Here is a 23,165-nt window from a genome sequence, read left to right on the forward strand (position 1 = left end):
TATTTCTAAAAAAATACTATCAAACTCCCACACTATCCATACATACAAAAAAATACAAACTAAAGGCCGTCTGAAATTTTGGTCTCAGACGGCCTTTTGAATTTGACCTTCGCTTTAATTTATATTGTTGCCGCTTGTTTTTTGGTATGATGTTTCTTTGATCCTTTATATCAGCCTCGAGTTTGCTATGTCTGTCTATACAAGTGTTTCCGACGCTCAAATGCGTGACTTCCTTCTGCAATATGATTTAGGAGATTTTGTTTCTTTGCAGGGGATTGCTCAAGGAATTACTAATAGTAATTATTTTTTGACAACTTCAACCGGTCGTTATGTCTTGACTGTTTTTGAGGTTTTAAAATCAGATGAACTGCCTTTCTTTTTAGAACTCAACCATCATTTGAGTCTGAATGGTGTTGCCTGCGCTGCTCCGATTGCTCGCAAAGATGGCAGACTGCATTCTATTTTGGCCGGAAAACCGGCTTGTTTGGTCACTTGTTTGAATGGTTCTGATACCGGCTGGCCAACCGAAGCTCAATGCTTCCATACTGGTGCTATGTTGGCCAAAATGCATTTAGCCGGCCAAGACTTTCCTTTAAAAATGAAAAATCCTCGTTATGATGACTGGTGGCGCGATGCCTGCTCTCAGTTACTGCCTGTTTTAGATTCTGAGGATGCTGCACTGCTTCAATCTGAAATTACAGCTTTAGATGAAAATCTGGGAGAGCATTTACCTTCCGGTATTATCCATGCCGATTTATTTAAAGACAACGTATTGCTTAATGGAGATGAAGTTTCCGGCTTTATCGATTTCTATTATGCGTGTAACGGTAATTTCATGTACGACCTGGCAATTGCTGTTAACGATTGGGCACGAACAGCTGATAACAAATTAGACCCTGTCCTTTATGATGCCTTTATCCATGGCTATGAAAGCGTACGTCCATTATCTGATGAAGAACGCGCGTATTTCCCTACTGCACAAAGAGCCGGATGTATCCGTTTCTGGGTGTCCCGCCTACTGGATTTCCATTTTCCTCAATCAGGTGAGATGACATTTATTAAAGATCCGAATGCATTTAGAGATCTGTTATTAAGTCTTAAATAATATATAGATAAAAGGCCGCCTGAAATTCAGACGGCCTTTTATCTAATGTCCTCCTCCACTGGAACCGTTAAATGGCGGCTTTGCCAGCCAAATAATGGGGATCATGCTGATGAATATGATACTGCCTGCCAAGAAGATTTCATTTGAGCCAATAATAAAGCCTTGTTGTGAAATGGTACTATTTATCGCAGCCAGGGCTTGCTCTTTGCTCAGGCCATTGACCATCATGCCTTGAATAGATTGGTTACTGATTGAAGACAATGAATTAATATGTTCGGTCAGCTGAGTATGGTGCAGAGCTTCGCGTCGTTCCCACATGGTGCTGACAACAGATACTCCGACACCGCCCATAAAGACACGCAAGAAGTTAGACAAGCTACTGGCCGAAGCAATTTGATTGCCTTTCATATGCGACAAGGTGATACTGGTCAGAGGCAGGAAGAACATGGCTACGCCTAAACCCTGCCAAAACTGCGGCCAAACGACGTTGCTCATATCCATACCGGCATAGAAATCGGTGCGCCAATGGAATGTGTAAGCAAACACCAAGAAGCTGGCACTGACAAACAGGCGCATATCGACGCGATTGCCAAACTTACCAATAATCGGCGATAAAATAATCGGCAAAAAACCCACCGGTGCAGCAGCCAAACCTGCCCAAGTAGCGGTATAGCCGAGATTTGATTGCAACACTAAAGGCAACAGGGTCAATGTGCCCATATAGACCATAAAGCCCAACGATGTGGCAACAACGCCTATCGTGAAGTTTCTATTTTTAAACAATGACAAATCAACAATCGGGTATTTCTCACCCAGTTCCCAAACAATAAAATATGTCAGGAACACCAAAGCGGTAATGCCCAAAACGATAATCTCTCCTGAGGCAAACCAGTCCAACTCTTTGCCTCTATCAAGCATCATTTGCAATGCACCGACACCGACAATCATCAACACCAGCCCAACGTAATCAATCGGCGCCCTAATAATTTCGGTTTCCCTGTGTCTAAGCTGTTTCCAAGCAATGGAGGCGGATAAAATCCCGATTGGGATATTGATAAAGAAAATCCATCCCCAATGCCAGTTGTCCGAAATCCAACCGCCCAAAATCGGCCCCAATACAGGGGCAACAACGACGGTCATTGCCCATAATGCCAGTGCCAATGTTCGTTTTTCAGGCGGATAAGAAGCCATCAACAGGCTTTGGGACAAGGGAATCAATGGCCCGGCAATGAAGCCTTGCAATACACGGAAAAAAACCAAGGCTTGAAGATTATGTGCCATACCGCACAGCCATGACGTTACGACAAACCCGATCACAGCGGCGATAAAGATTTTGACCTCTCCAAACCGCTTGGCCAAAAAACCTGTCAAGGGAACGGAAATGGCATTGGCTACGGCAAATGAGGTAATCACCCAAGTCCCCTGCGTGGTAGCCGCGCCTAAATCCCCTGCAATAACAGGCACGGCAACGTTGGCGATGGTGCTGTCCAAGACTTCCATAAATACGGCCAAGCTGAGCGCCAAAGTTGCCAACACCAGCTTAAACCCTTGTAACGGCGGATAATTCATATTTTTAAACTATAAGACAACCGCCAAAGCGGTCGATTGAAGAGAATCAATATTTCAGACGGCCTGAGCCTTCAATGAAAGACTCAGGCCGTCTGAAAAGATTATTTTGCGTATTGCTCGAAGATTTTATCGATCAAAGCATCGGCGGCTTTCCAATCCACACTTTCCGTTTCCGGCAAGGCAGTATTTCGTTCCGCTTCGGCAGTCATGGCTTTACCGCTGCCCTTCTCGGCAATATCGACTTTAACAGTCATCGACAAACCGACACGGAGCGGATTTTGTTGCAATTCTTTGGCATCCAAACTGATACGCACCGGTACACGTTGCACAACTTTAATCCAGTTGCCCGTTGCGTTTTGTGCCGGCAGTAATGAGAACGCACTGCCCGTACCGGCCGACAAGCCCATTACCTTGCCATGGTAAACCACTTTGCTGCCGTACAAATCGGCTGTCATTTCAACAGGCTGGCCGATTTTCATTTTGCGCAATTGCGACTCTTTAAAGTTGGCATCCACCCACAATTCAGACAGAGGCACAACAGCCATCATCGGCGTACCTTGCACGATACGTTGGCCGACTTGGACATTGCGTTTGGCAATTTGGCCGCCGATCGGCGAACGGATTTGCGTACGTTGTAGATTCAGCCAAGCGTCTTTAATGTGGCTGATGGCCGTCTGAACTGCCGGTTGTTGGCGCAGAGGAATATTACTGCCCAACGCTGCCTGAGCAGAAACTTCTTCTGCCTCAACCGCTTTCAATGCAGCCTGAGCCTGAACCACAGCAGCACGGGCATGGCTGAGCTCTTCTCCGGAAACTGCTTCCGTACCCGCCAAAGATTCGCGGCGGCGCAAATCGGCTTGCGCACGGGCCAAATCGGCTTTGCGCAACAACACTTGCGCTTTGGCTTTTGAATTGACCGCAGTTTGCTGTTTGTTTTGACGGATGGCCTGAATCAATTCATTTTGCGCACGATCGTATGCCAGCTGAAAATCGCTGTCGTCCAAAGCCACCAAAACATCGCCTTTTTTCACGACATCCGTATCGTCATATATGACTTTGCGCACCGTGCCGTTTACCTGCGGCGTAATCATCACCAAATGACCGGCCACATAAGCATCTTCCGTTTCTTCTTCATGCTGCCAAAACAGGAAATACGCCAAAGCAACTACGGCTGCCGTAATAAGGAATAGGAGTGTAACGATAACCAAATTGCGTTTGCGATGCGTTTTAGCGCCAGAAGCGGCTACTTCCGTTTCATTTTGGACATTATTTTTTTCTGATTGAGTATCCATAAGTCCCAACTTTAAATTCTGCACATGTGATAACGATATTATTGTCTTGTCGGGTAGCTGACTTATACCATCAGCCCCCAATACGCGCGTTTTACGCGCTAAAGGGTTATATTCTATAGTTACACTCTATTCATTACAATAATTTCTTCCGGTAGCAAATGTAAATAAGGTAAGCAAAAGGCCGTCTGAAATTAATTTCAGACGGCCTACGTTTTGATAAAACGTTTATTTCTTATTCAATTTAAAGCCTCCGCCCAACTGGGCATTGAGGTTACTCCAAGCTGTCAGATATTCTGCATGGTATTGAACCGCCGACATTTTTGTACGCACAGCCTCGTCTTGTTTTTGCAAGGCGGTCAAGCCGTTATCCAAGCCAGCACGAACACGTCCTTTCGCATTTTGCACAGATTTATCGGCGATATTAACCATCTTATTCCAAGTATCTTGTCGGCTTTTCAGGCTTTGATAGTCGACTACAGCGTCTGCCGCCGAACGCATGGCGTTCAAAACAGTTTGGTCATACACGGCAACCTGCTCGTTATATTGGGCACGTTTGCCCGCCAATTTGGACTGCAGCGCACCGGAAGTAAACAATGGCAGATTCAAAGCCGGAACGATGCCCAACATACCGGAAGTCCGTCCGCGAATCAGATTGAACGCATCAATGTGCGTCATACCTGCCAAAACTTTCAACTCGATATTTGGGTAAAACTCTGCCTCAGTCGATTTGACGATATGCCATTTCTCTTCAAGCAAGGCTTTTTGTGCCGCGATATCGGGACGGGCCGCCAACAAGTCCGCTTCAATACGGCTAACCGGCAATGACGGCACAGCCACCATTTTTTCCGGAACCTGTCCATTTAATGCACCCGGCACTCGGCCGGTCAATACAGCCAGACTGTTGCGGATTTTCTCATTTTTCTGAGTCCATGCCGATTTTTCAAGCTGTAATTGCTGTTGCGCCATTTCCAGAGCGTGCAAGGCATCGGCAGGAGCCAGCTGCGCTTTAACGCGTTGTTGCATCAGTTTCAATGCCTTATCCGCTAACTCTATGCGCGTATCTAGCAGCGCCAGTTGTTCTGTCGCCATCTGCCACGCAAAATATTGGGCGGCAACGGCATGAGCCAACTCAGTGCGGATATGATGCGCTTCATACACCGCAGCCCTGCTTTTTCCTAAAACAGCTTGAATCTGCTCTCGGTTTTTACCCCAAAAGTCGAAAACCAAACTGCCTTGTAAGGCTGCGTGCGCCAAAACCAATGTATGGTCGGTATCAACCATACCGGCTTGAGGTTTGGGTGAAACATAAGCACCCAGACCTGTAACGCCCAAACCGACTTGCGGTTTGTTTGCGGCTCCTACAACGCCCAGCTGCGCCTGAGCCTGCTCAAACCTTGCCTTGACGACACGCAGATTGGTAGACGTCTGAATGGCGGAAGCAATCAAATTGTTTAATTTTTTATCTTTCAGCTTCATCCACCAGCCGTCTTGGGCAGTAGCGGCAGATTGGCCTTGCGGCAGCGGATAGGCTGTTGTCTCATCCAAAGGCGACTGTTTGCCGAACGGCGCACATGCCGCCAACAGCGAAACAGCGGCAACGCATACGCTTGATTTGACCAAACCTAATTTCATACAGACTCCGTTTATGTGTGTCTGCCGCAGACCATCAGGCCGTCTGTTGTCAATTGCCCAAACGGTTCAACAGTTTACCCAACAGGTGTTGCAGCGTATCATAATCCTCTTTCGTGAAATCTTCCCACGCCTGGCCGCTCTGACGGGCAATTTGCGGCCATACTTCGTGGATGAAGGTCTCACCCGAAGGGGTCAATTTTAGCACAATCTGACGGCGGTCTTTTTGATTGATATAACGCTCTACCCAGCCGCGCTCAACCATGTCGTCCGACAGGCGTGTGGCACTGGTGCGCGTCAAGTCCATCAAGTCGCTCAAGCGCGAAGGCAGGATTTCGCTGTTTGGGCTGACGTAAACCGCCATCAGGGAAAACCACAGGTTTTCATTGATGCCGAACGCTTTCAGGTTTTCGTTCAAATGGCTGCTCAAACGTTCGGTTACGATGCGCAACATGCGGGATACTTGGTTTTGCTGCTCCGGAAACTGCGGCAGACGGGTAGAAAGCAAACGCATTGCGTTGACTAATTCGGTTTGTGAAAAACTCATAAATTCCTTCTTTCTGAGTGAATTATTTTATTCGATATCAATCAAAATAAAATATGATGTAATAATTTACTTTAAGATACCAATTACTTACTTTAAGACGTTATACTAATTCAGATGATTATTTTAGTGTATGAAAATCTGATAATCGGTTACATGCTCCTACTAAACGGAGTTTTCTATGCCTAAATCATGAAAATTCGACCATAAAAAAGGCCGTCTGAAACCTTGATGACAACTTTCAGACGACCTCCATAACGGATTAAAATAAGCTTTTCCACTTGTACCGGATTCAAACCATGAACACTTCCGCCTTTTTCCCCCACATTACCCTTATCGGCGTCGGTTTAATCGGCGGCTCGTTCATGCTCGACCTCAAACGCTTGGGACTGGTGCAAACCGTTACCGGCATCGACACCAATGCCGACAACCTCAATTACGCACTCGAATGCGGTATCATCGACCATGCCTATCCGAATATTTGCGCCGAAAGTATCGGCAATGCCGATTTGGTTTTGATTGCCACGCCTGTCTCCGTCCTGCCTGACGTATGCCGCGACATCAAGCCCTTCTTAAAAGATACAGCCTGCGTTTCCGATGTCGGCAGCACCAAACAATCGGCACTCAATGCCTTCCGCACCCACTTATCCGACCGCCTGCCGCAATGTTTTGCCTCCCACCCGATTGCCGGCTCGGATCAAAGCGGGGCAAAATCCGCGCGTTGCGGTTTGTTTCAAAACAGCCGCCTTATCATTACGCTACACGGCCAAGAAGCTTCAGACGGCCTAAGACGGCTGAAAAGCCTGTGGCAGGCGGTTGGTTCACAAATTTCCACCATGAGCGCCGAAGAACACGACAATATTTTTGCCGCCGTTTCCCACCTGCCGCACTTGGCCGCCTTTGCCTATGTTCATGCTTTGGTTGACCATCCGCACGGCAAAGACTATCTCCCCTATGCCGCCACCGGCTTTCGCGACTTTACCCGCATTGCTTCCAGCCATCCTGCCGTTTGGACAGACATCTGCATGGCCAACCGCCCTGCCCTGCTCAAACTGACCGGCGACTTGAAAGAACAATTATCCAAATTGGAACAACTCCTTTCAGAAGGCAACAAAACCGAGCTTTACCGCTATTTTGAAGAAGCCGCACAAATGCGTAATGACTGGCTGAAAAACCGTTAACCCTGTTTTCAGACGGCCTGATGCCTTATCGACCAAACCTTCATCACAATAAAAAGGGCATCTGTTTAGATGCCCTTTTTTTGATTTCTTACGACTTTAACCAACGTTTCACTCAGTCTTTCAAACGGAACTCAGCCGCTCTGGCGTGCGCGGTCAAGCTTTCGCCATGCGCCAACACGCTGGCGGTTTTGCCCAACTTCTGCGCGCCTTGTTCTGAAACCTGAATCAGACTGGAGCGTTTTTGGAAATCATATGTTCCCAAAGGAGAAGAGAAACGCGCCGTGCGGCTGGTCGGCAAAACGTGGTTGGGGCCAGCGCAATAGTCGCCAAGGCTTTCACTGGTATAGCGTCCCATGAAAATCGCACCGGCATGGCGGATTTTTTTCGCCCACTCTTGCGGATTTTCGACCGACAGTTCCAAGTGTTCGGGAGAAATATAGTTGGCGATTTCACAGGCTTCGTCCAAATCTTTAGCCAAAATCATTGCACCGCGGTTGCCCAATGAAGCTTCAATAATCGCACGGCGCGGCATGGTTTCAATCAGGCGGTTCATGGCCGTCTGAACTTCGTCCAAATACGCTTGAGAAGTACCGATCAAAATCGCTTGTGCAATTTCATCGTGTTCCGCCTGACTGAACAAATCCATGGCCACCCAATCGGCAGGCGTCGTACCATCGGCAATCACCAAAATTTCAGACGGCCCTGCCACCATATCAATACCGACCACGCCGAACACGCGTCGCTTGGCCGCAGCGACAAAAGCATTGCCAGGGCCGGTAATCTTATCGACTTGAGGCACCGATTCCGTACCATAAGCCAAAGCCGCAACCGCCTGCGCGCCTCCGACCGTAAATACTTTGGTCACACCGGCCACAAAAGCAGCCGCCAACACAATATCGTTGCGCTCGCCTTTCGGAGTGGGAACGACCATGATGATTTCTTTCACGCCAGCAACGTGGGCAGGCATGGCATTCATGATGACGGAACTCGGATAAGCGGCTTTACCGCCCGGAACATAAATACCGACACGGTCAAGCGGCGTAATCTGTTGGCCCAAAAGCGTGCCGTCTTCGTCTTCGTACGTCCACGACTCCATTTTTTGGTGTTTATGGTAGCTTTCCACCCGTCTCGCGGCCGTTTTCAAGGCTATCTGAATGTTTTCAGGCAAACGCTCAAACGCAGACTGCAAATCGTCTTGCGTCAGGATTAAATCGTCGATGGTTTGAGCGGATGTACCGTCAAAGCGGTTGGTGTATTCAATCAGCGCCGCATCGCCGCGTTTTTGAACATCGGCGCAGATGTCGGCAACAACACGGTCGATTTCAGGGTTTTGCGCGGTTTCAAAAGCGAGTAACGCTTTGAGTTCGGCTTGAAAATCAGGGGATTGGGTGTCGAGTTTCTTCATGGTTTGCTCTCTTCTTTGTTTTATTCCTATTGTTTTCAGACGGCCTCAGCCACGCACAGGCCGTCTGAACATTATCTTTTCAAAAAACCTTTTTTCTGCAAAAACGCCAACATATGCGGCCGCACAGGATTGCCCAAGGTTTTGGCCAGCGATTCTTTCCAAGGTATCGGCCTGCCCTTGCGTAACTCATAATAATCCGCTACTGCCTGATTATAGGTTTCGACCGCATCGGCATTCAGGCTCGGACAAGCGTTTTCGGCGTACACCATTTCCTTCGGCAGGCGCGGTTTGAACGGCGGGTCTTGGTCGGGATAACCGAGGCAGAGCCCCACCAAAGGCACGCAATAATCCGGCAGGTTCAATACGTCCGACACTTTTTGCGCATTATTGCGCAATGCGCCAATATACACGCCGCCCAGCCCAAGCGATTCGGCGGCAAGCAATACGTTTTGCGCAATAATACCTGCATCGACCGCGCCAATCAGGGTGACTTCCGCCCAATCAATTTGCGCATCGGGAAACATTGCCTTGTGTTTGGAAAAATCGATGCAAAACAATAAAAATTCCGCACAATGGACAATATAAGGTGCGCTTCCAGCCGCTTCATGTATCCCCTGTCTCAGCGCAAGGTCGGATACGCGGATGATGGAAACGCATTGCAGGTTGTTGGAAGTCGAAGCCTGCTGCCCGGCGCGCACCAGCGTATCGAGGATTTCATCGGCAATCGGTTCGGAAGTAAACCTGCGGATGGAGCGATGGGAAAGAATCGTATCGAGTGTCGATTTGCTTTGCATCATGACGGGGCTTTCAAACTGGGTTGACAAACAGGTTTGCAATGTCTATCCAAAATTTTCAGACGGCCTTAGCGGCATTTTCAAATGCCTGAATAATCGGATTCAACAGCTCATATTTGGTTTTCAAAGCAGCTTTGTTGACCACCAAGCGGCTGGAAATATCAGCCACATGTTCTACAGCTTCCAAACCATTGGCCTTCAACGTATTGCCACTGGAAACCAAATCGACAATCGCGTCGCTCAAACCGACCAAAGGCGCAAGCTCCATCGAGCCGTATAGTTTGATGATGTCCACATGCACACCTTTGCCGGCAAAATGTTCAGCGGCGATGTCGGGATATTTGGTGGCAATCCGCAAACGGCTGCCGGGTTTGGAAGCGGCGGCGTAATCAAAACCTTTTTTAACCGCAACCATCATGCGGCATGAGGCGATGTGCAAATCCAAAGGTTGATACAGGCCATCTCCGCCATGCTCGATCAGCACGTCCTTACCGGCAATACCGAAATCCGCCGCACCATATTGCACATAAGTCGGCACGTCGGTTGCACGTACAATTACCAAACGGATATTGTCATGATTCGTACCAATAATCAGCTTGCGCGATTTTTCCGGCTCTTCCGCAGGCACAATACCTGCAGCAGCCAACAGCGGCAGGGTTTCCTCAAAAATTCGCCCCTTGGATAAAGCAATCGTTAAAAGTGTGTCGGTCATTTTTCTTTTCCTTTGCCGTATCAAAAGCAAGAAGGCCGTCTGAAATCCACAACCCATTTCAGACGGCCCCAACTACGGTTTTACAATAAAGTTTTCACATCGGCTGCAATCGTTTCCGGCTCGCTGCCGTAAGGCGAGAAAATCGCCACTTCGCCGTTTTTATCAATCAAATATGCACCTGAAGAGTGGTCGACCAAATAGTTTTCGCTGTCTTCTTTTTGGTTGACTTTAGCCGATACCACACGGTATTGCTGTTTGATGACAGGCAGGCTTTGATCGCCGGTAGCCGTCAGGCCGATAAAATCAGGGTTGAACTGTTTGGCGTATTTGCCGATTACTTCAGGCGTATCGCGCTCAGGGTCGATGCTGACGAATACTACTTTCACGTCTTTAGCCTGGTCGCCCAATTGTTTCAAAGTATCGCTGTAGGTCAGCAACTCGGTCGGGCACACGTCAGGACAATGGGTATAACCGAAAGACAGGATAACCACTTTGCCTTTCAAATCGCTCAGGCTGAAAGGTTTGCCGTCGCCATCGGTCAACGTAAAATCGCCGCCAATGTCTTCTTTGCGCATATCGGTACCACGCGCTTGCGCTTTGGCAGTAGATTCACCGGAAGCGGCCGGTGCGGCAGAAGCGGCAGGCGCCGAAGAAGCCTCTTTGGCTTCCTCTTTAGGCTGACAAGCAGCCAGGGTGGCCAACGCAATAGCACTGAGTAAGAAAGTTCGTGTAACGGAAAGCATAAATTTTCTCCAAAACCGTTTCAAATAAATAAGGCCAAACAACCACCCGGCCAGTCTAAAAACAAAACATCTTCATATTAACGCGTTTAACACATTAAAAGTAGCCCTTTTTGTAGATAAATACCGTTTTTTTGTTTTAAAAACCTACCTTCCATTTGGACAGGCATTAAACTCAAAAAGTTTAATTCATTAAAAATCAAATAAATATAAAAATAATTCAATTTTTTTTCAAATACCGCTTTACAAGATTCGAGAACTCGCTATAATGACGACTTCTTCGCTAGCCCAGGTGGCGAAATTGGTAGACGCAGGGGACTCAAAATCCCCCGCCGCAAGGTGTGTCGGTTCGAGTCCGACCCTGGGCACCAAATTTAAAAAAACCTCTTGATTGAATCAAGAGGTTTTTTGCTATTCGTCATTTACAAAAAACCTTCTCCTTACTCAAACTGTCAACAATCCATCCACACCAAGATCAATAAAACTGTTTTTTTATTTCTTTAAAATCAACCTTCAATCTATTTTCCCGTTTCAAATGTTAAAAGATGAAAGATTTTATCTTGATTGAACAGTCGGTTTGCGTTATCTTTTCTACTCTTTTTCACAAACTCTGTGTTCCTTTCCAATTGTTTGGACAGTCTGACTGTCGCCGTATTCCCTCAATGCGCGTACCCTAAATCGCTGCTTGGCGGAATTGCATTACAGGTGCTGTGGTGAGGCGGATTGTTCCTATTGGTTAGAAACCGCATAAAAGAGGTCAATATGCAATTATCAGGCGCACAAATCGTCGTGCAAAGTCTCAAAGCCGAAGGTGTTGAATACGTATTCGGCTATCCCGGTGGTGCGGTTATCGAAATCTACGATGCCATTTTCCAACTCAACAAATTCAAGCACATTCTGACCCGCCATGAGCAGGCAGCCGTACATGCGGCAGATGCCTATGCCCGCGTCAGCGGCAAAGTCGGTGTGGCCTTGGTAACTTCCGGTCCGGGCGTAACCAACGCATTGACCGGTATTGCCACTGCGTACAGCGATTCCATCCCCCTGGTCGTCATCAGCGGCCAAGTGGGCAATTCCCTCATCGGTACAGATGCGTTCCAAGAAGTGGATACGGTCGGCATTACCCGCCCTTGTGTTAAACACAACTTCCTGGTTACCAATATTGGCGAGCTGGCTGATACGATTAAAAAAGCCTTCCAAATTGCCGCCAGCGGCCGTCCGGGCCCCGTTGTCGTCGATATTCCTAAAGACGTAACCCAAGCGATGGCCAAATTCAGCTATCCGCAAGAAGACATCTTCATCCGCTCCTACCAACCGGTTGTACAAGGCCACATCGGCCAAATCAAAAAAGCCGTACAAATGCTGGCTTCTGCCAAACGCCCCATCGTTTACTTCGGCGGCGGCGTGGTATTGGGCAATGCCTCCGATGAACTGACCCAATTTGTCCGCATGACCGGCGTACCCTGTACCGGCACATTAATGGGTTTGGGTGCATACCCTTCCAGCGACCGCCAATTCTTGGGCATGTTGGGTATGCACGGCACTTACGAGGCCAATTTGGCGATGCAAAATGCAGACGTCGTTTTGGCAATCGGCGCTCGCTTTGACGACCGCGTGGTTTCCGTACCGTCAAAATTCTTGGACAAACCCAAAAAAATCATCCATATCGACATCGACCCGTCCAGCATTGCCAAACGCGTTAAAGTGGACATCCCGATTGTCGGCGATGTCAAAAACGTATTGACCGAAATGATTCATCTGTGGGGCAAACAAGAAACTGCACCTTCAGCCGACTCATTGGACAAATGGTGGAAAACCATCGAAGAATGGCGTTCGCACAACTGCCTGTGGTTTGAAAACGACAGCGAAATCATCAAACCGCAATACGTTGTTCAAAAACTGGCAGAAATTACCAAAAACTCAGCCATTATTACTTCCGACGTTGGCCAACACCAAATGTTTGCTGCTCAATATTATCCATTCGAGCGTCCCCGCCAATGGCTCAATTCCGGCGGTCTGGGTACGATGGGTGTAGGCCTACCTTATGCCCTCGGTGCCAAACTGGCGGCTCCGGAACAAGACGTCTTCTGTATCACAGGCGAGGGCTCTATTCAAATGAATATCCAAGAGCTGTCCACCTGCTTCCAATATAATGTCCCCATCAATGTCGTTACATTAAACAATGGCTATTTGGGTATGGTTCGCCAATGGCAGGAGCTGTATTATGGCAACCGCGAATCGGAAACCTATTTCGATTCATTGCCCGACTTTGTCAAACTGGCCGAATCCTACGGCCATATCGGCATCCGTGTGGACAAAAAATCCGATGTAGAAGGCGCTTTACTGGAAGCATTAAACCAAAAAGACCGTCTGGTATTCCTCGATTTCTTGACCGACAAGAAACAAAACGTACTGCCTATGGTCGGCAACGGCAAAGGTTTGGATGAAATGGTTCTGCCGCCGCATATGCGCGATATTGCAAAAGCGTAAGGAGAAAGAAATGCGACATATCTTATCTATTCTGATGGAAAATGAATCAGGTGCGATGAGCCGTGTGGTAGGTTTGTTCTCCGCACGCGATTACAACATCGACTCCCTGGCCGTAGCCCCAACCGAAGACAAAACCTTGTCCCGTATGACCATTGTTACCCACGGCGATGAGCACGTCATCGAGCAAATCACCAAACAACTCAACAAACTGATTGAAGTTGTCAAAGTGGTTGACTTGAACGAAAGCCGTTTTGTCGAACGCGAACTGATGTTGGTAAAAGTCCGCGCCGTCGGCAAAGACCGCGACGAATTCCTGCGATTGACCGAAATCTACCGCGGCAGCGTTATTGATGTGACAGACCGCAGCTATACCATCGAAATCACAGGCTCTACCGAAAAACTCGACTCTTTCCTTGAGACAGTCGGTCGTGCTCAAATTTTGGAAACTGTCCGCACAGGCGCAGCTGGCATCGGCCGCGGCGAGCGTATTTTGAAAATTTAACGCTGTATCGTTCAGACGGCCTTTTACTTTCAACAAAGGCCGTCTGAAAAACAGTAGGAGACAAACATGTCAAGCATCCAAATCGTTGCATTAGTTACCGTCAAACCCGAATACACCGAGGTTCTGGCTGCCCAGTTTAAAGAATTGGTCAAAGCCAGCCGTGCAGAAGAAGGCAACATCAGCTACGACCTGCACCAAGAAATCGGCAAACCCAACCGTTTCGTATTCGTAGAAAGCTGGAAATCCCAAGCAGCTATTGACGAACACAATGCCAGCGAACATTTCCAAAACTTCGTCAAATCCATTGAAGGAAAAACCGAAGCATTGGAAATCGTCTTGATGAACCAAGTCCCCGCTTAACCCCTTATTACTTTTAACTCAACCCGGATTGTCCGGAACCCTCTTACACTAAGGAAATAAAATGCAAGTTTATTACGATAAAGACGCTGACCTTTCTCTGATCAAAGGCAAAACCGTTGCCATCATCGGTTACGGTTCACAAGGTCACGCACACGCAGCAAACCTGAAAGATTCCGGCGTAAATGTCGTAATCGGTCTGCGCCAAGGCGGCTCTTGGAAAAAAGCCGAAGCAGCCGGCCACGACGTGCGCACTGTTGCTGAAGCAACCAAAGCAGCCGACGTTGTAATGATTCTGTTGCCTGACGAAAACCAACCTATCGTATACAAAAACGAAATCGAGCCTAACTTGAAAGAAGGCGCAGTATTGGCGTTCGCTCACGGCTTCAACGTACACTACAACCAAATCGTACCCCGCGCCGACCTCGACGTTATCATGGTTGCCCCTAAAGGCCCAGGCCACACCGTACGCAGCGAATTCCTGAAAGGCGGCGGCGTACCTTCCCTGATCGCCGTTTACCAAGATAAAAGCGGCAAAGCACGTGACATCGCCCTGTCTTACGCCGCAGCCAACGGCGGTACCAAAGGCGGCGTGATTGAAACCAACTTCCGCGAAGAAACCGAAACCGACCTCTTCGGCGAACAAGCCGTATTGTGCGGCGGCGTGGTTGAATTGATCAAAACCGGCTTCGAAACCCTGACTGAAGCAGGCTACGCCCCAGAAATGGCCTACTTCGAATGCCTGCACGAAATGAAGCTCATTGTTGACCTGATTTACGAAGGCGGCATCGCCAACATGAACTACTCCATTTCCAACAATGCAGAGTACGGCGAATACGTAACCGGCGTCGAAGTCATCAACGACAAATCCCGCGAAGCCATGCGCAATGCCCTCAAACGCATCCAAACCGGCGAATACGCTAAAATGTTCATCCAAGAAGGTGCCGTCAACTATGCCAGCATGACAGCACGTCGCCGTCTGACCGCTGATCACCAAATTGAAAAAGTCGGCGCTCAACTGCGTTCTATGATGCCTTGGATTGCCAAAAACAAACTGGTTGACCAAGACAAAAACTAATCTGTCTTTCGATCAAATAAAACCTGCCCGAGCAATCAGGCAGGTTTTTTATATATTTGCAAACCCAGTACACGATAAATTCCAATTACCAAGGCCGTCTGAAAACACGATAAACAATATTCACAACCTAATTTTATACCCCATATTTTATAGCTATCCCGAAATTCCCTTTTAGAAAAACACATTACCAAAATAAAAGACCGCCTTATGCTTCCACCCTGTCTGTAAAAAACAACGTTTCCCTGCAAAAATCACTCAAAACAAGAGGAAAATTTGTTTTCCTAGGCCATAACCTTTATATTATGGTCATGGAATCGTTGAAAGAGAACGATATCGTAATAAGAAGAACGAATGCTCGCTTCTTCACACTTAAAAAAGGAAAACAGCAATGAAAAAATCTCTGATTGCCTTGACTCTGGCGGCTCTGCCTGTTGCAGCTATGGCTGACGTAACTCTGTACGGTCAAATTAAAGCCGGTGTTGAAGTATCCAAAGTAAAATTGGGTGAACAAACTGCTGCTAAACTGGGTCACGAGAAAAGCTCTAAAACTGCTACTGAAATCGCTGACTTCGGCTCACGTATCGGCTTTAAAGGCCACGAACACTTGGGTAACAACCTGAATGCCATCTGGCAAGTTGAACAAAACACTTCTATCGCCGGTGGCGACAAAGAGTGGGCTTCTCGCGAATCTTTCATCGGTTTGGAAGGTGGCTTCGGTAAAGTTCGTGCTGGTAAACTGGACTCTACTGTTAAAAATACTAGTGACAATGTTGACCAATGGGAAAGCAGCAACGGCGCTTTGAATATGTCTGTATTTACTCGTGTTGACGAACGTGCAGTTTCTGTACGTTACGACAGCCCTGTATTCTCAGGTTTCAGCGCAAGCGTACAATATACTCCTCGTGACAATGCTAACCCTTCTGACAAATACACTCACAACGACGCTACCCGTGACACTTACTACGCTGGCCTGAACTACGAAAACTCTGGCTTCTTCGGTCAATACGCCGGTGGTTTCCGTAAAAACGCCGTTTCTGAAAAAGACGGTCACGTACACCGCTTGGTAGGTGGTTACGATGCTAACAACCTGTTCGTATCTGTAGCTGGTCAATACGCTAAAAACTGGGAAACTTTGGGTGATTACGCTCAAGCCCAATCTAACGGTGTTGTAACTTCTGCTATGCGTGCTGCCGGTACTAACGCTTCTAACGTAGTATTCGGTACTGCTGCTGGCTTGGACAGCCGTCCTGCTGAAACTATCGAAGTTGCTGCTACTGCCGCTTACCGCGCTGGTAACGTAACTCCTCGCGTTTCTTACGCTCACGGCTTCAAAGCTAAAGTTGACGGCGAAAAACTGAAAGGCACTCAATACGACCAAGTTATCGTTGGTGCTGACTACGACTTCTCTAAACGCACTACTGCTTTGGTTTCTGCCGGCTGGTTGCGTGGTGCTGAGTCTGGTCCTCACAAAGTTGAAACCATCTCTGGTTTGGTTGGCCTGCGTCACAAATTCTAATCTTCGGATTAGTATGAAAAAGAGCCTGTTTTATGCAGGCTCTTTTTTTATTCTATTCTCTACCCTCAACGAAAATTAATTTAAGCATTGACATATGAAAAAGGCCGTCTGAAACCAATCGGTTTCAGACGGCCTTTAAGCTATCTATCCTTATTGCTAGATTACAATAAGGTCAACAGACAGGCTGAGACCTTTGCAAAATTCCCCAAAATCCCCTAAATTCCCACCAAGACATTTAGGGGATTTCTCATGAGCACCTTCTTTCAGCAAACCGCCCAAGCCATGATTGCCAAACACATCGACCGTTTCCCACTATTGAAGTTGGATCAAGTGATTGATTGGCAGCCGATCGAACAGTACCTGAATCGTCAAAGAACCCGTTACCTCCGAGACCACCGCGGCCGTCCCGCCTATCCACTGCTATCCATGTTTAAAGCCATCCTGCTCGGACAATGGCACAGCCTCTCCGATCCCGAACTCGAACACAGCCTCATCACCCGCATCGATTTCAACCTGTTTTGCCGCTTTGACGAACTGAGCATCCCCGATTACAGCACCTTATGCCGCTACCGCAACTGGCTGGCGCAAGACGACACCCCGTCCGAACTGTTGGAACTGATTAACCGACAATTGACCAAAAAAGGCCTAAAAGTAGAGAAAGCATCCGCCGCCGTCGTTGATGCCACCATTATTCAGACCGCCGGCAGCAAACAGCGCCAGGCCATAGAAGTCGATGAAGAAGGACAAGTCAGCGGTCAAACCACACCGAGTAAAGATAAAGATGCCCGCTGAACAAAGAAAAACGGCCTCTACAAACTCGGTTACAAACAACATACCCGTACCGATGCGGAAGGCTATATCGAGAAACTGCACATTACCCCCGCCAATGCCCATGAGTGCAAACACCTGTCGCCTTTGTTGGAAGAACTGCCCAAAGATATGACCGTCTATGCCGACAAAGGCTATGACAGTAAGGAAAACCGGCAACATCTGGAAGAACATCGGTTGCTGGACGGCATTATGCGCAAAGCCCACCGCAAACATCCGCTGTCGGAAGCGCAAACCAAACGCAACCGATATTTGTCGAAGACCCGTTATGTGGTCGAACAAAGTTTCGGTACGCTGCACCGTAAATTCCGCTATGCGCGGGCAGCCTATTTCGGTCTGCTCAAAGTGAGTGCACAAAGCCATCTGAAGGCGATGTGTTTGAACCTATTGAAAGCCGCCAACAGGCTAAGTGCGCCTGTTGCTGCCTAAAAGGCGGCCCGGATGCCTGATTATCGGGTGTCCGGGGAGGATTAAGGGGGTATTTGAGTAGAATCAGTGGATATGTGAAACAAAAACAGCCGAAAACCTTTATTTAGGTTTCGGCTGTTGGGGAAAAGGAATTTTGCAAAGGTCTCAGGCTTTATTTTTCATTCAAAATCTTACCGACAATCTCGCCCACATCCTTGGACAAACCTTCTTGTGCATGGATTCGTTGCAATTCTTTGGTCATGACGGCTTTGCGGTTGGCTTCCAATTTGTTGCAGATGTTGAAAGCCTGCACCAGTCGAGCAGCAACTTGCGGATTAAAACGGTCGATTTCCATCACTTTATCGGCTACAAAGCGGTAGCCGCTGCCATCTTCTGCATGGAAATGTGGAATATTGCGGCTGAAACTGATCAACAAAGAACGGGCCTTGTTCGGGTTTTCAATACTGAACTTAGGATGACTCAAGGCCGTCTGAACTTGCTGTAAAGTATCTTTGCGGCGGCTTGAAGCAATCAGAGCAAAGTATTTGTCCATTACTAAGGCATCATCGGCGAATTTATCGGCAAATTTCGTCAACAAACGATCGCGAATTTCGCTTTCATTGCTGTTGATTGCGGATAAGATGCCCCATTCGTGTGTCATGTTTTGCGCCATTGCCTCGTAATTTTCCGCAACGTGTTCGATATGCGCTGCGTCAGCACGAAGGATAAATGCCCTGCAAGCATTGCGCAAAGTGCGCCAGCCGGCCAATTCCGGGCTGTATTCATAACGAACAGCAGCATCAGCCTGGTTTTCTTGCTCGGCAGCTTGACGGTTCAGCTCGCGCCATTGAGGCAGGAACTTGACGGCAACAGCATTGAGCAAGGCTTCTCGCGCTTGATGAACCTGAATAGGGTCAATATTTTCTTCTTCCGCCCATACATCGGTTTCAGACGGCATTTGCAGCAAAATGGCACGGAATGCCGGATCAAAATCACCGGAAACCACCAAAGCCAAAGCATCCATCAATGCTTTATGTTCCGGCAAAGGACGGCCTTCCGCCAATGCCTGACGGTTGGCGTTAATGGCGCGATGGTACAAGGTTTGAGCAGCTTCCCAACGGGCAAACTCATTTTCATCTGCCGCCAGTAAAGTGGCCAATTCTTGCTCGCTGTACGGATAGTTCAAGGTAATCGGCGCAGAGAAATCACGCAGCAGAGACGGGATAACCGGCTCATTGACGCCGCCCAATACAAAAGTCTGCTCGGCTTCAGTCAATACCAAAACCGCCTCTTTCACCCGTTTACCTTGATATTCAAACTCAACCGCTTCGCCTTTTTCATTCAGCAAACCGGTTTTGACCGGAATCATCATCGGCTGTTTGTCCGCCATATCGGGCGTAGCCGGAATAGTTTGTTTGATCGTCAATTCAAACGCTCCATCTTTCAGACGGCCTTGAGCATCTAAAACCGGCGTACCGGCTTGGCTGTACCACAAGGCAAACTGATCAAGATTGATACCGTTTGCGTCTGCCATTGCGGCACGGAAATCATCACAAGTCACAGCCTGACCGTCGTGGCGTTGGAAATACAACTTCATGCCTTTTTGGAAGCCCTCTTCTCCGAGCAAGGTGTGATACATGCGCACTACTTCCGCACCTTTTTCATAGACGGTCATGGTGTAGAAGTTGTTCATCTCTTCATAGCTGGCCGGGCGGACAGGATGCGCAGTCGGGCCTGCATCTTCTGGGAATTGGAACAAGCGCAGCATACGGACATTGTCGATACGGCGTACCACACGGCTGGCCCGGTCGCCGGAAAACTCTTGATCGCGGAAAACGGTCAAACCTTCTTTCAGCGACAATTGGAACCAATCGCGGCAGGTCACGCGGTTGCCCGTCCAGTTGTGGAAATATTCGTGGCCGACAACAGATTCGATGCCTTCAAAGTCGGTATCGGTCGCGGTACGGCTGTTGGCCAGCACAAACTTGGTGTTGAAAATATTCAAACCTTTGTTTTCCATTGCGCCCATATTGAAATCGCCCACGGCAACGACCATGAAAATATCCAAGTCGTATTCCAAGCCAAAACGTATCTCGTCCCATTTCATCGCATTTTTCAACGATTCCACGGCAAAACCGACTTTAGGTTTGTCTGTCTCAGTGGTGTAGAACTCGATTTTGACCTTACGGCCGCTCATGGTTGTAAAATAATCTTCCGTTACCGCCAAATCGCCTGCCACCAAAGCAAAGAGATAGCTCGGTTTGGCAAACGGGTCTTCCCATTTCACCCAGTGACGGCCGTCTGAAAACTCGCCGCCATCAATTTTATTGCCGTTAGACAGCAACACCGGATAGCGTTTTTTGTCTGCAACGATGGTGGTGGTAAATTTAGACATGACATCCGGACGGTCGATGTAGAAAGTAATTTTGCGGAAACCTTCCGGTTCGCATTGGGTAAACAGATTGCCGCCGGAAGCATACAGACCCATCAGCGATTTGTTCTCAGCCGGCAAAATTTCGGTTTCTACTTCCAGCGTGAAGTTTTCAGACGGCACGCCGGCAATCGTCAGTTTTTCGTCTTCCAACACATAATCTACGACCCGGCCGTTTACTTTCACAGACAGCAGTTTTGCCGAACCATCCAATACCAATGGCTCCCCTGCTCTTTCAGGTTGAACGGTCAGACTAGATTTGACGATGGTTTGCGGTTCTAAAATATCGAAATGCAGGTCGGTTTTCAGAATACGGTACGCTGGCGCGGCGTAGTCTTTCAAATAATGGATGGTTTTGCTCATTTGTTCTCTTTCAGAGTCATGCGGTAAATAGATGAAGCATATCGTTTCAGATAGCCTAAATTCAAGTGTTTTCAGAAAAAAAGGCCGTCTGAAACCTAAAATTTCAGACGGCCTCCCTATTCAGGCAGCAAATCTAGTTGCCTGTCATTGCCAACTTACCACTGATACAGCGCACCGGCACCGACACCGACATGACCGTCGGTATTGGCCGAGAAGTTGCCTTTGACAATCCAGTTGCCGCCGTCGCTCATCGCAGACACGCCGATGGCCATGGCAGACTGACCACCGTAGTAGCCGCTGCCGACACCGATACCGGTCGCACCCGGACGGGTTACTTGCGGAATCGAGCCTTGGGCAATCGCACCGGCCACACCCGCGTAGGCTTTCTTACCTACTTGGTTGATGTTGTTTTGCAATTCGTTGCCCAAGCCAATCAACTGGTTCACGTTTGCCGCGTCTGTACCGTCTTTACCCGGAGCCACGTTGGTAATGCGTTGGCCGCCGTTGTTCAGACCGACAGGAGACAATTTGACTTGGTTGTTCGGATTGCTTTCAGTCGGTGCAGCGATGGTTACGCCATCGTTGTTGACCACGGTATTGCCTGCGGTCAGACCGTCTTTGTTCAATGCAACTTTATCGCCAACTTTCACGCCGTCATTGTTCATCACAGTATCGCCTGCTTTGAAGGTATCGGCATTCACTGTCTTCACGCTAATCTCGTCAGCCAACTTCAGTTGAGCGCCACCGGCTACGGTTTCGCTGATGATGTTGCTGTCGCCTTTAACGTTGATGGTATTGCCCAACGCATAGTTGTTGCTACCGGTCGTACCGCCGAAGTTGATGCCTTTGGCAATCGTCGCGGCGTTGTTGGCTACGTTTTGGTTGGTTGCGTACAACTGGCTGCCGTTGACGGCATCTTTGCTGTTGGCATTGAGATCGCCATCTGCTACGTTGGTTACTTTGTTGCCCGCATTGTCCAAGCCGTCTTTAGTCAGGTTTACCTTGCCTGCTTTCAAGCCGTCTTTGTTCAATGCAACGTCATCACCAACTTTCACACCATCATTGTTGACAGTAGTATCACCGGCTTTCACGCTGTCAACGTCCAAGTCTTTATCGGTAGCAACTTCATAAACAGTCTGACCTTTGTCACCTGTTTTTTCCGTCACAACGATGTTCTTACCTTGAACGACTTCAGTCTTAGATGCCTCCGCAGCTTGTTTCAGTTGGGAAACATTGACTGCATCGGTGTCATCCGTACCGGCCGCAACGTTGGTAATCTTATTGCCGCCATTGTTCAAGCCAGCTTTAGTCAGGTTCACATCACCTGCTTTCAAGCCGTCTTTGTTCAATGCAACATCATCGCCGACTTTCACACCGTCATTATTCATCACGGTATCGCCTGCGGTAACGCTGTCGACTTTCAGGTTTTTATCGGTAGCCACTTTGTAAATGGTTTGGCCATTGGCACCGACATCCTGAGTAACAACAATGTTATCGCCTTGAACGACTTCAGTCTTAGCCGCAGCCGCAGCTTTGTTCAACTGAGCAACATTCACCGCATCAGTATCATCGGTACCGGCTGCAACATTGGTAATCTTGTTGCCGCCGTTGTTCAAACCGGCTTTAGTCAGATTGACATCGCCAACTTTCACGCCGTCAGTATTGACTGTGGTATCGCCGGCTTTCACGCTGTCAACTGCCAAGTCTTTAGCCAATTTGACTTCCAACTTATCAGAACCATTCGCTACAACGCCGATATTGCCGTCTGAAAGTTTGGCTGCATCGGTTTGACCGCCAACAATATTCAGCTTCGTACCCGGTTTGCGTTCAACGTCTTTGCCACTGTCGCCGCCGAAAGTCAAAGGCAGATTGGCAGTTGCATTAACGGCTTTGATTGCATCGTGGATATTGTTCTCACCAGTACCGCCAATATCGGTCATGCTGATGTTGCCGCCATTATTGGCCGCATTGCCACCCAATACATTCACCAACTGATCTTGGGCCGCATTCAGCTGCTCTTCGGTCGCTGCACGTTTACCTTGGGCAAAATCATTGCCACCCAAAGTCGTATTGCTCAAGCCGCTGACTTCACCTTTGTCGCCATCGATTTTCACCGGAGCCGCTTGACCGACATTCAATACATCGGCCAGTTTCAGCTGTGCGCCACCGGCTACGGTTTCGCTGATGATGTTGCTGTCGCCTTTGACATTGATGGTGTCGC

The 23,165-nt window shown here is 48.3% G+C and carries 17 protein-coding genes, 1 tRNA gene and 1 pseudogene; 9 read left to right on the plus strand and 10 right to left on the minus strand.

The features are described 5' to 3' along the window. Positions 1-187: 187 nt before the first annotated feature. Positions 188-1,105: a homoserine kinase gene (gene thrB / locus ACTHSA_RS10235; protein ID WP_070625017.1), complete on the plus strand. Its 918-nt coding sequence runs from the start codon at positions 188-190 to the stop codon at positions 1,103-1,105. 42 nt (positions 1,106-1,147) lie between these two features. On the opposite strand, the gene ACTHSA_RS10240 is transcribed toward thrB, so the two are convergent. The 4 genes from ACTHSA_RS10240 to ACTHSA_RS10255 form a co-directional block, all read right to left on the minus strand. Then, positions 1,148-2,674, minus strand: coding sequence for a DHA2 family efflux MFS transporter permease subunit (locus ACTHSA_RS10240; protein WP_070625013.1), 1,527 nt, complete (start codon positions 2,672-2,674; stop codon positions 1,148-1,150). A gap of 101 nt (positions 2,675-2,775) precedes the next feature. After that, the gene (locus ACTHSA_RS10245) at positions 2,776-3,966 is read right to left on the minus strand and encodes an HlyD family secretion protein (protein ID WP_070625011.1); all 1,191 of its coding nucleotides are present in this window, start codon (positions 3,964-3,966) and stop codon (positions 2,776-2,778) included. Between the two features lie 225 nt (positions 3,967-4,191). Further along, complete coding sequence (locus ACTHSA_RS10250; RefSeq protein ID WP_070625009.1) at positions 4,192-5,598, minus strand: efflux transporter outer membrane subunit; 1,407 nt, start codon at positions 5,596-5,598, stop codon at positions 4,192-4,194. A gap of 49 nt (positions 5,599-5,647) precedes the next feature. Then, complete coding sequence (locus ACTHSA_RS10255; RefSeq protein ID WP_004521040.1) at positions 5,648-6,142, minus strand: MarR family transcriptional regulator; 495 nt, start codon at positions 6,140-6,142, stop codon at positions 5,648-5,650. Positions 6,143-6,438: 296 nt separating this feature from the next. Here ACTHSA_RS10255 and ACTHSA_RS10260 point away from each other — a divergent pair, with 296 nt between their 5' ends. Further along, positions 6,439-7,320 (plus strand): prephenate dehydrogenase, encoded by an 882-nt coding sequence (locus ACTHSA_RS10260; RefSeq protein WP_070625007.1) that lies wholly within the window; start codon positions 6,439-6,441, stop codon positions 7,318-7,320. Positions 7,321-7,432: 112 nt separating this feature from the next. On the opposite strand, the gene hisD is transcribed toward ACTHSA_RS10260, so the two are convergent. From hisD to ACTHSA_RS10280, 4 genes are all read right to left on the minus strand, one after another. After that, on the minus strand, positions 7,433-8,725 hold the full coding sequence (hisD, locus tag ACTHSA_RS10265; RefSeq protein ID WP_070625005.1) for a histidinol dehydrogenase: 1,293 nt from the start codon (positions 8,723-8,725) through the stop codon (positions 7,433-7,435). Positions 8,726-8,796: 71 nt separating this feature from the next. Continuing rightward, on the minus strand, positions 8,797-9,522 hold the full coding sequence (nfsA, locus tag ACTHSA_RS10270; protein ID WP_070625003.1) for an oxygen-insensitive NADPH nitroreductase: 726 nt from the start codon (positions 9,520-9,522) through the stop codon (positions 8,797-8,799). Positions 9,523-9,577: 55 nt separating this feature from the next. Further along, the gene (hisG, locus tag ACTHSA_RS10275; protein ID WP_070459238.1) at positions 9,578-10,231 is read right to left on the minus strand and encodes an ATP phosphoribosyltransferase; all 654 of its coding nucleotides are present in this window, start codon (positions 10,229-10,231) and stop codon (positions 9,578-9,580) included. 80 nt (positions 10,232-10,311) lie between these two features. Further along, positions 10,312-10,974: an SCO family protein gene (locus tag ACTHSA_RS10280; protein ID WP_049349096.1), complete on the minus strand. Its 663-nt coding sequence runs from the start codon at positions 10,972-10,974 to the stop codon at positions 10,312-10,314. A gap of 283 nt (positions 10,975-11,257) precedes the next feature. Here ACTHSA_RS10280 and ACTHSA_RS10285 point away from each other — a divergent pair. The 7 genes and pseudogenes from ACTHSA_RS10285 to ACTHSA_RS10315 all read left to right on the plus strand — a co-directional run bounded on the left by ACTHSA_RS10285 (position 11,258) and on the right by ACTHSA_RS10315 (position 18,171). After that, positions 11,258-11,342: transfer RNA gene (locus ACTHSA_RS10285), tRNA-Leu, on the plus strand. A gap of 391 nt (positions 11,343-11,733) precedes the next feature. After that, complete coding sequence (ilvB, locus tag ACTHSA_RS10290; RefSeq protein WP_070625001.1) at positions 11,734-13,461, plus strand: biosynthetic-type acetolactate synthase large subunit; 1,728 nt, start codon at positions 11,734-11,736, stop codon at positions 13,459-13,461. Between the two features lie 10 nt (positions 13,462-13,471). Beyond that, positions 13,472-13,963, plus strand: a complete 492-nt coding sequence (gene ilvN / locus ACTHSA_RS10295; protein ID WP_003748480.1) for an acetolactate synthase small subunit — start codon at positions 13,472-13,474, stop codon at positions 13,961-13,963. A 66-nt stretch (positions 13,964-14,029) separates the two neighbouring features. Continuing rightward, the gene (locus ACTHSA_RS10300) at positions 14,030-14,323 is read left to right on the plus strand and encodes a putative quinol monooxygenase (RefSeq protein WP_070624999.1); all 294 of its coding nucleotides are present in this window, start codon (positions 14,030-14,032) and stop codon (positions 14,321-14,323) included. A 61-nt stretch (positions 14,324-14,384) separates the two neighbouring features. Then, the gene (gene ilvC, locus ACTHSA_RS10305) at positions 14,385-15,398 is read left to right on the plus strand and encodes a ketol-acid reductoisomerase (protein WP_004521030.1); all 1,014 of its coding nucleotides are present in this window, start codon (positions 14,385-14,387) and stop codon (positions 15,396-15,398) included. 388 nt (positions 15,399-15,786) lie between these two features. Next, positions 15,787-16,914 (plus strand): trimeric porin PorB, encoded by a 1,128-nt coding sequence (gene porB, locus ACTHSA_RS10310; protein WP_004521028.1) that lies wholly within the window; start codon positions 15,787-15,789, stop codon positions 16,912-16,914. A 249-nt stretch (positions 16,915-17,163) separates the two neighbouring features. After that, positions 17,164-18,171, plus strand: a pseudogene (locus ACTHSA_RS10315) (IS5 family transposase). Between the two features lie 151 nt (positions 18,172-18,322). On the opposite strand, the gene pepN reads toward ACTHSA_RS10315, so the two are convergent. Then, the gene (pepN, locus tag ACTHSA_RS10320) at positions 18,323-20,944 is read right to left on the minus strand and encodes an aminopeptidase N (protein ID WP_004521024.1); all 2,622 of its coding nucleotides are present in this window, start codon (positions 20,942-20,944) and stop codon (positions 18,323-18,325) included. Positions 20,945-21,099: 155 nt separating this feature from the next. Continuing rightward, positions 21,100-23,165 (minus strand): YadA family autotransporter adhesin (locus ACTHSA_RS10325; protein ID WP_440367551.1); only part of this gene is annotated, 2,066 nt, incomplete at its 5' end.

It is taken from the genome of Neisseria sp. P0008.S002, from assembly GCF_051962805.1.
GTDB classification, from domain to species: Bacteria; Pseudomonadota; Gammaproteobacteria; order Burkholderiales; family Neisseriaceae; genus Neisseria; species Neisseria perflava.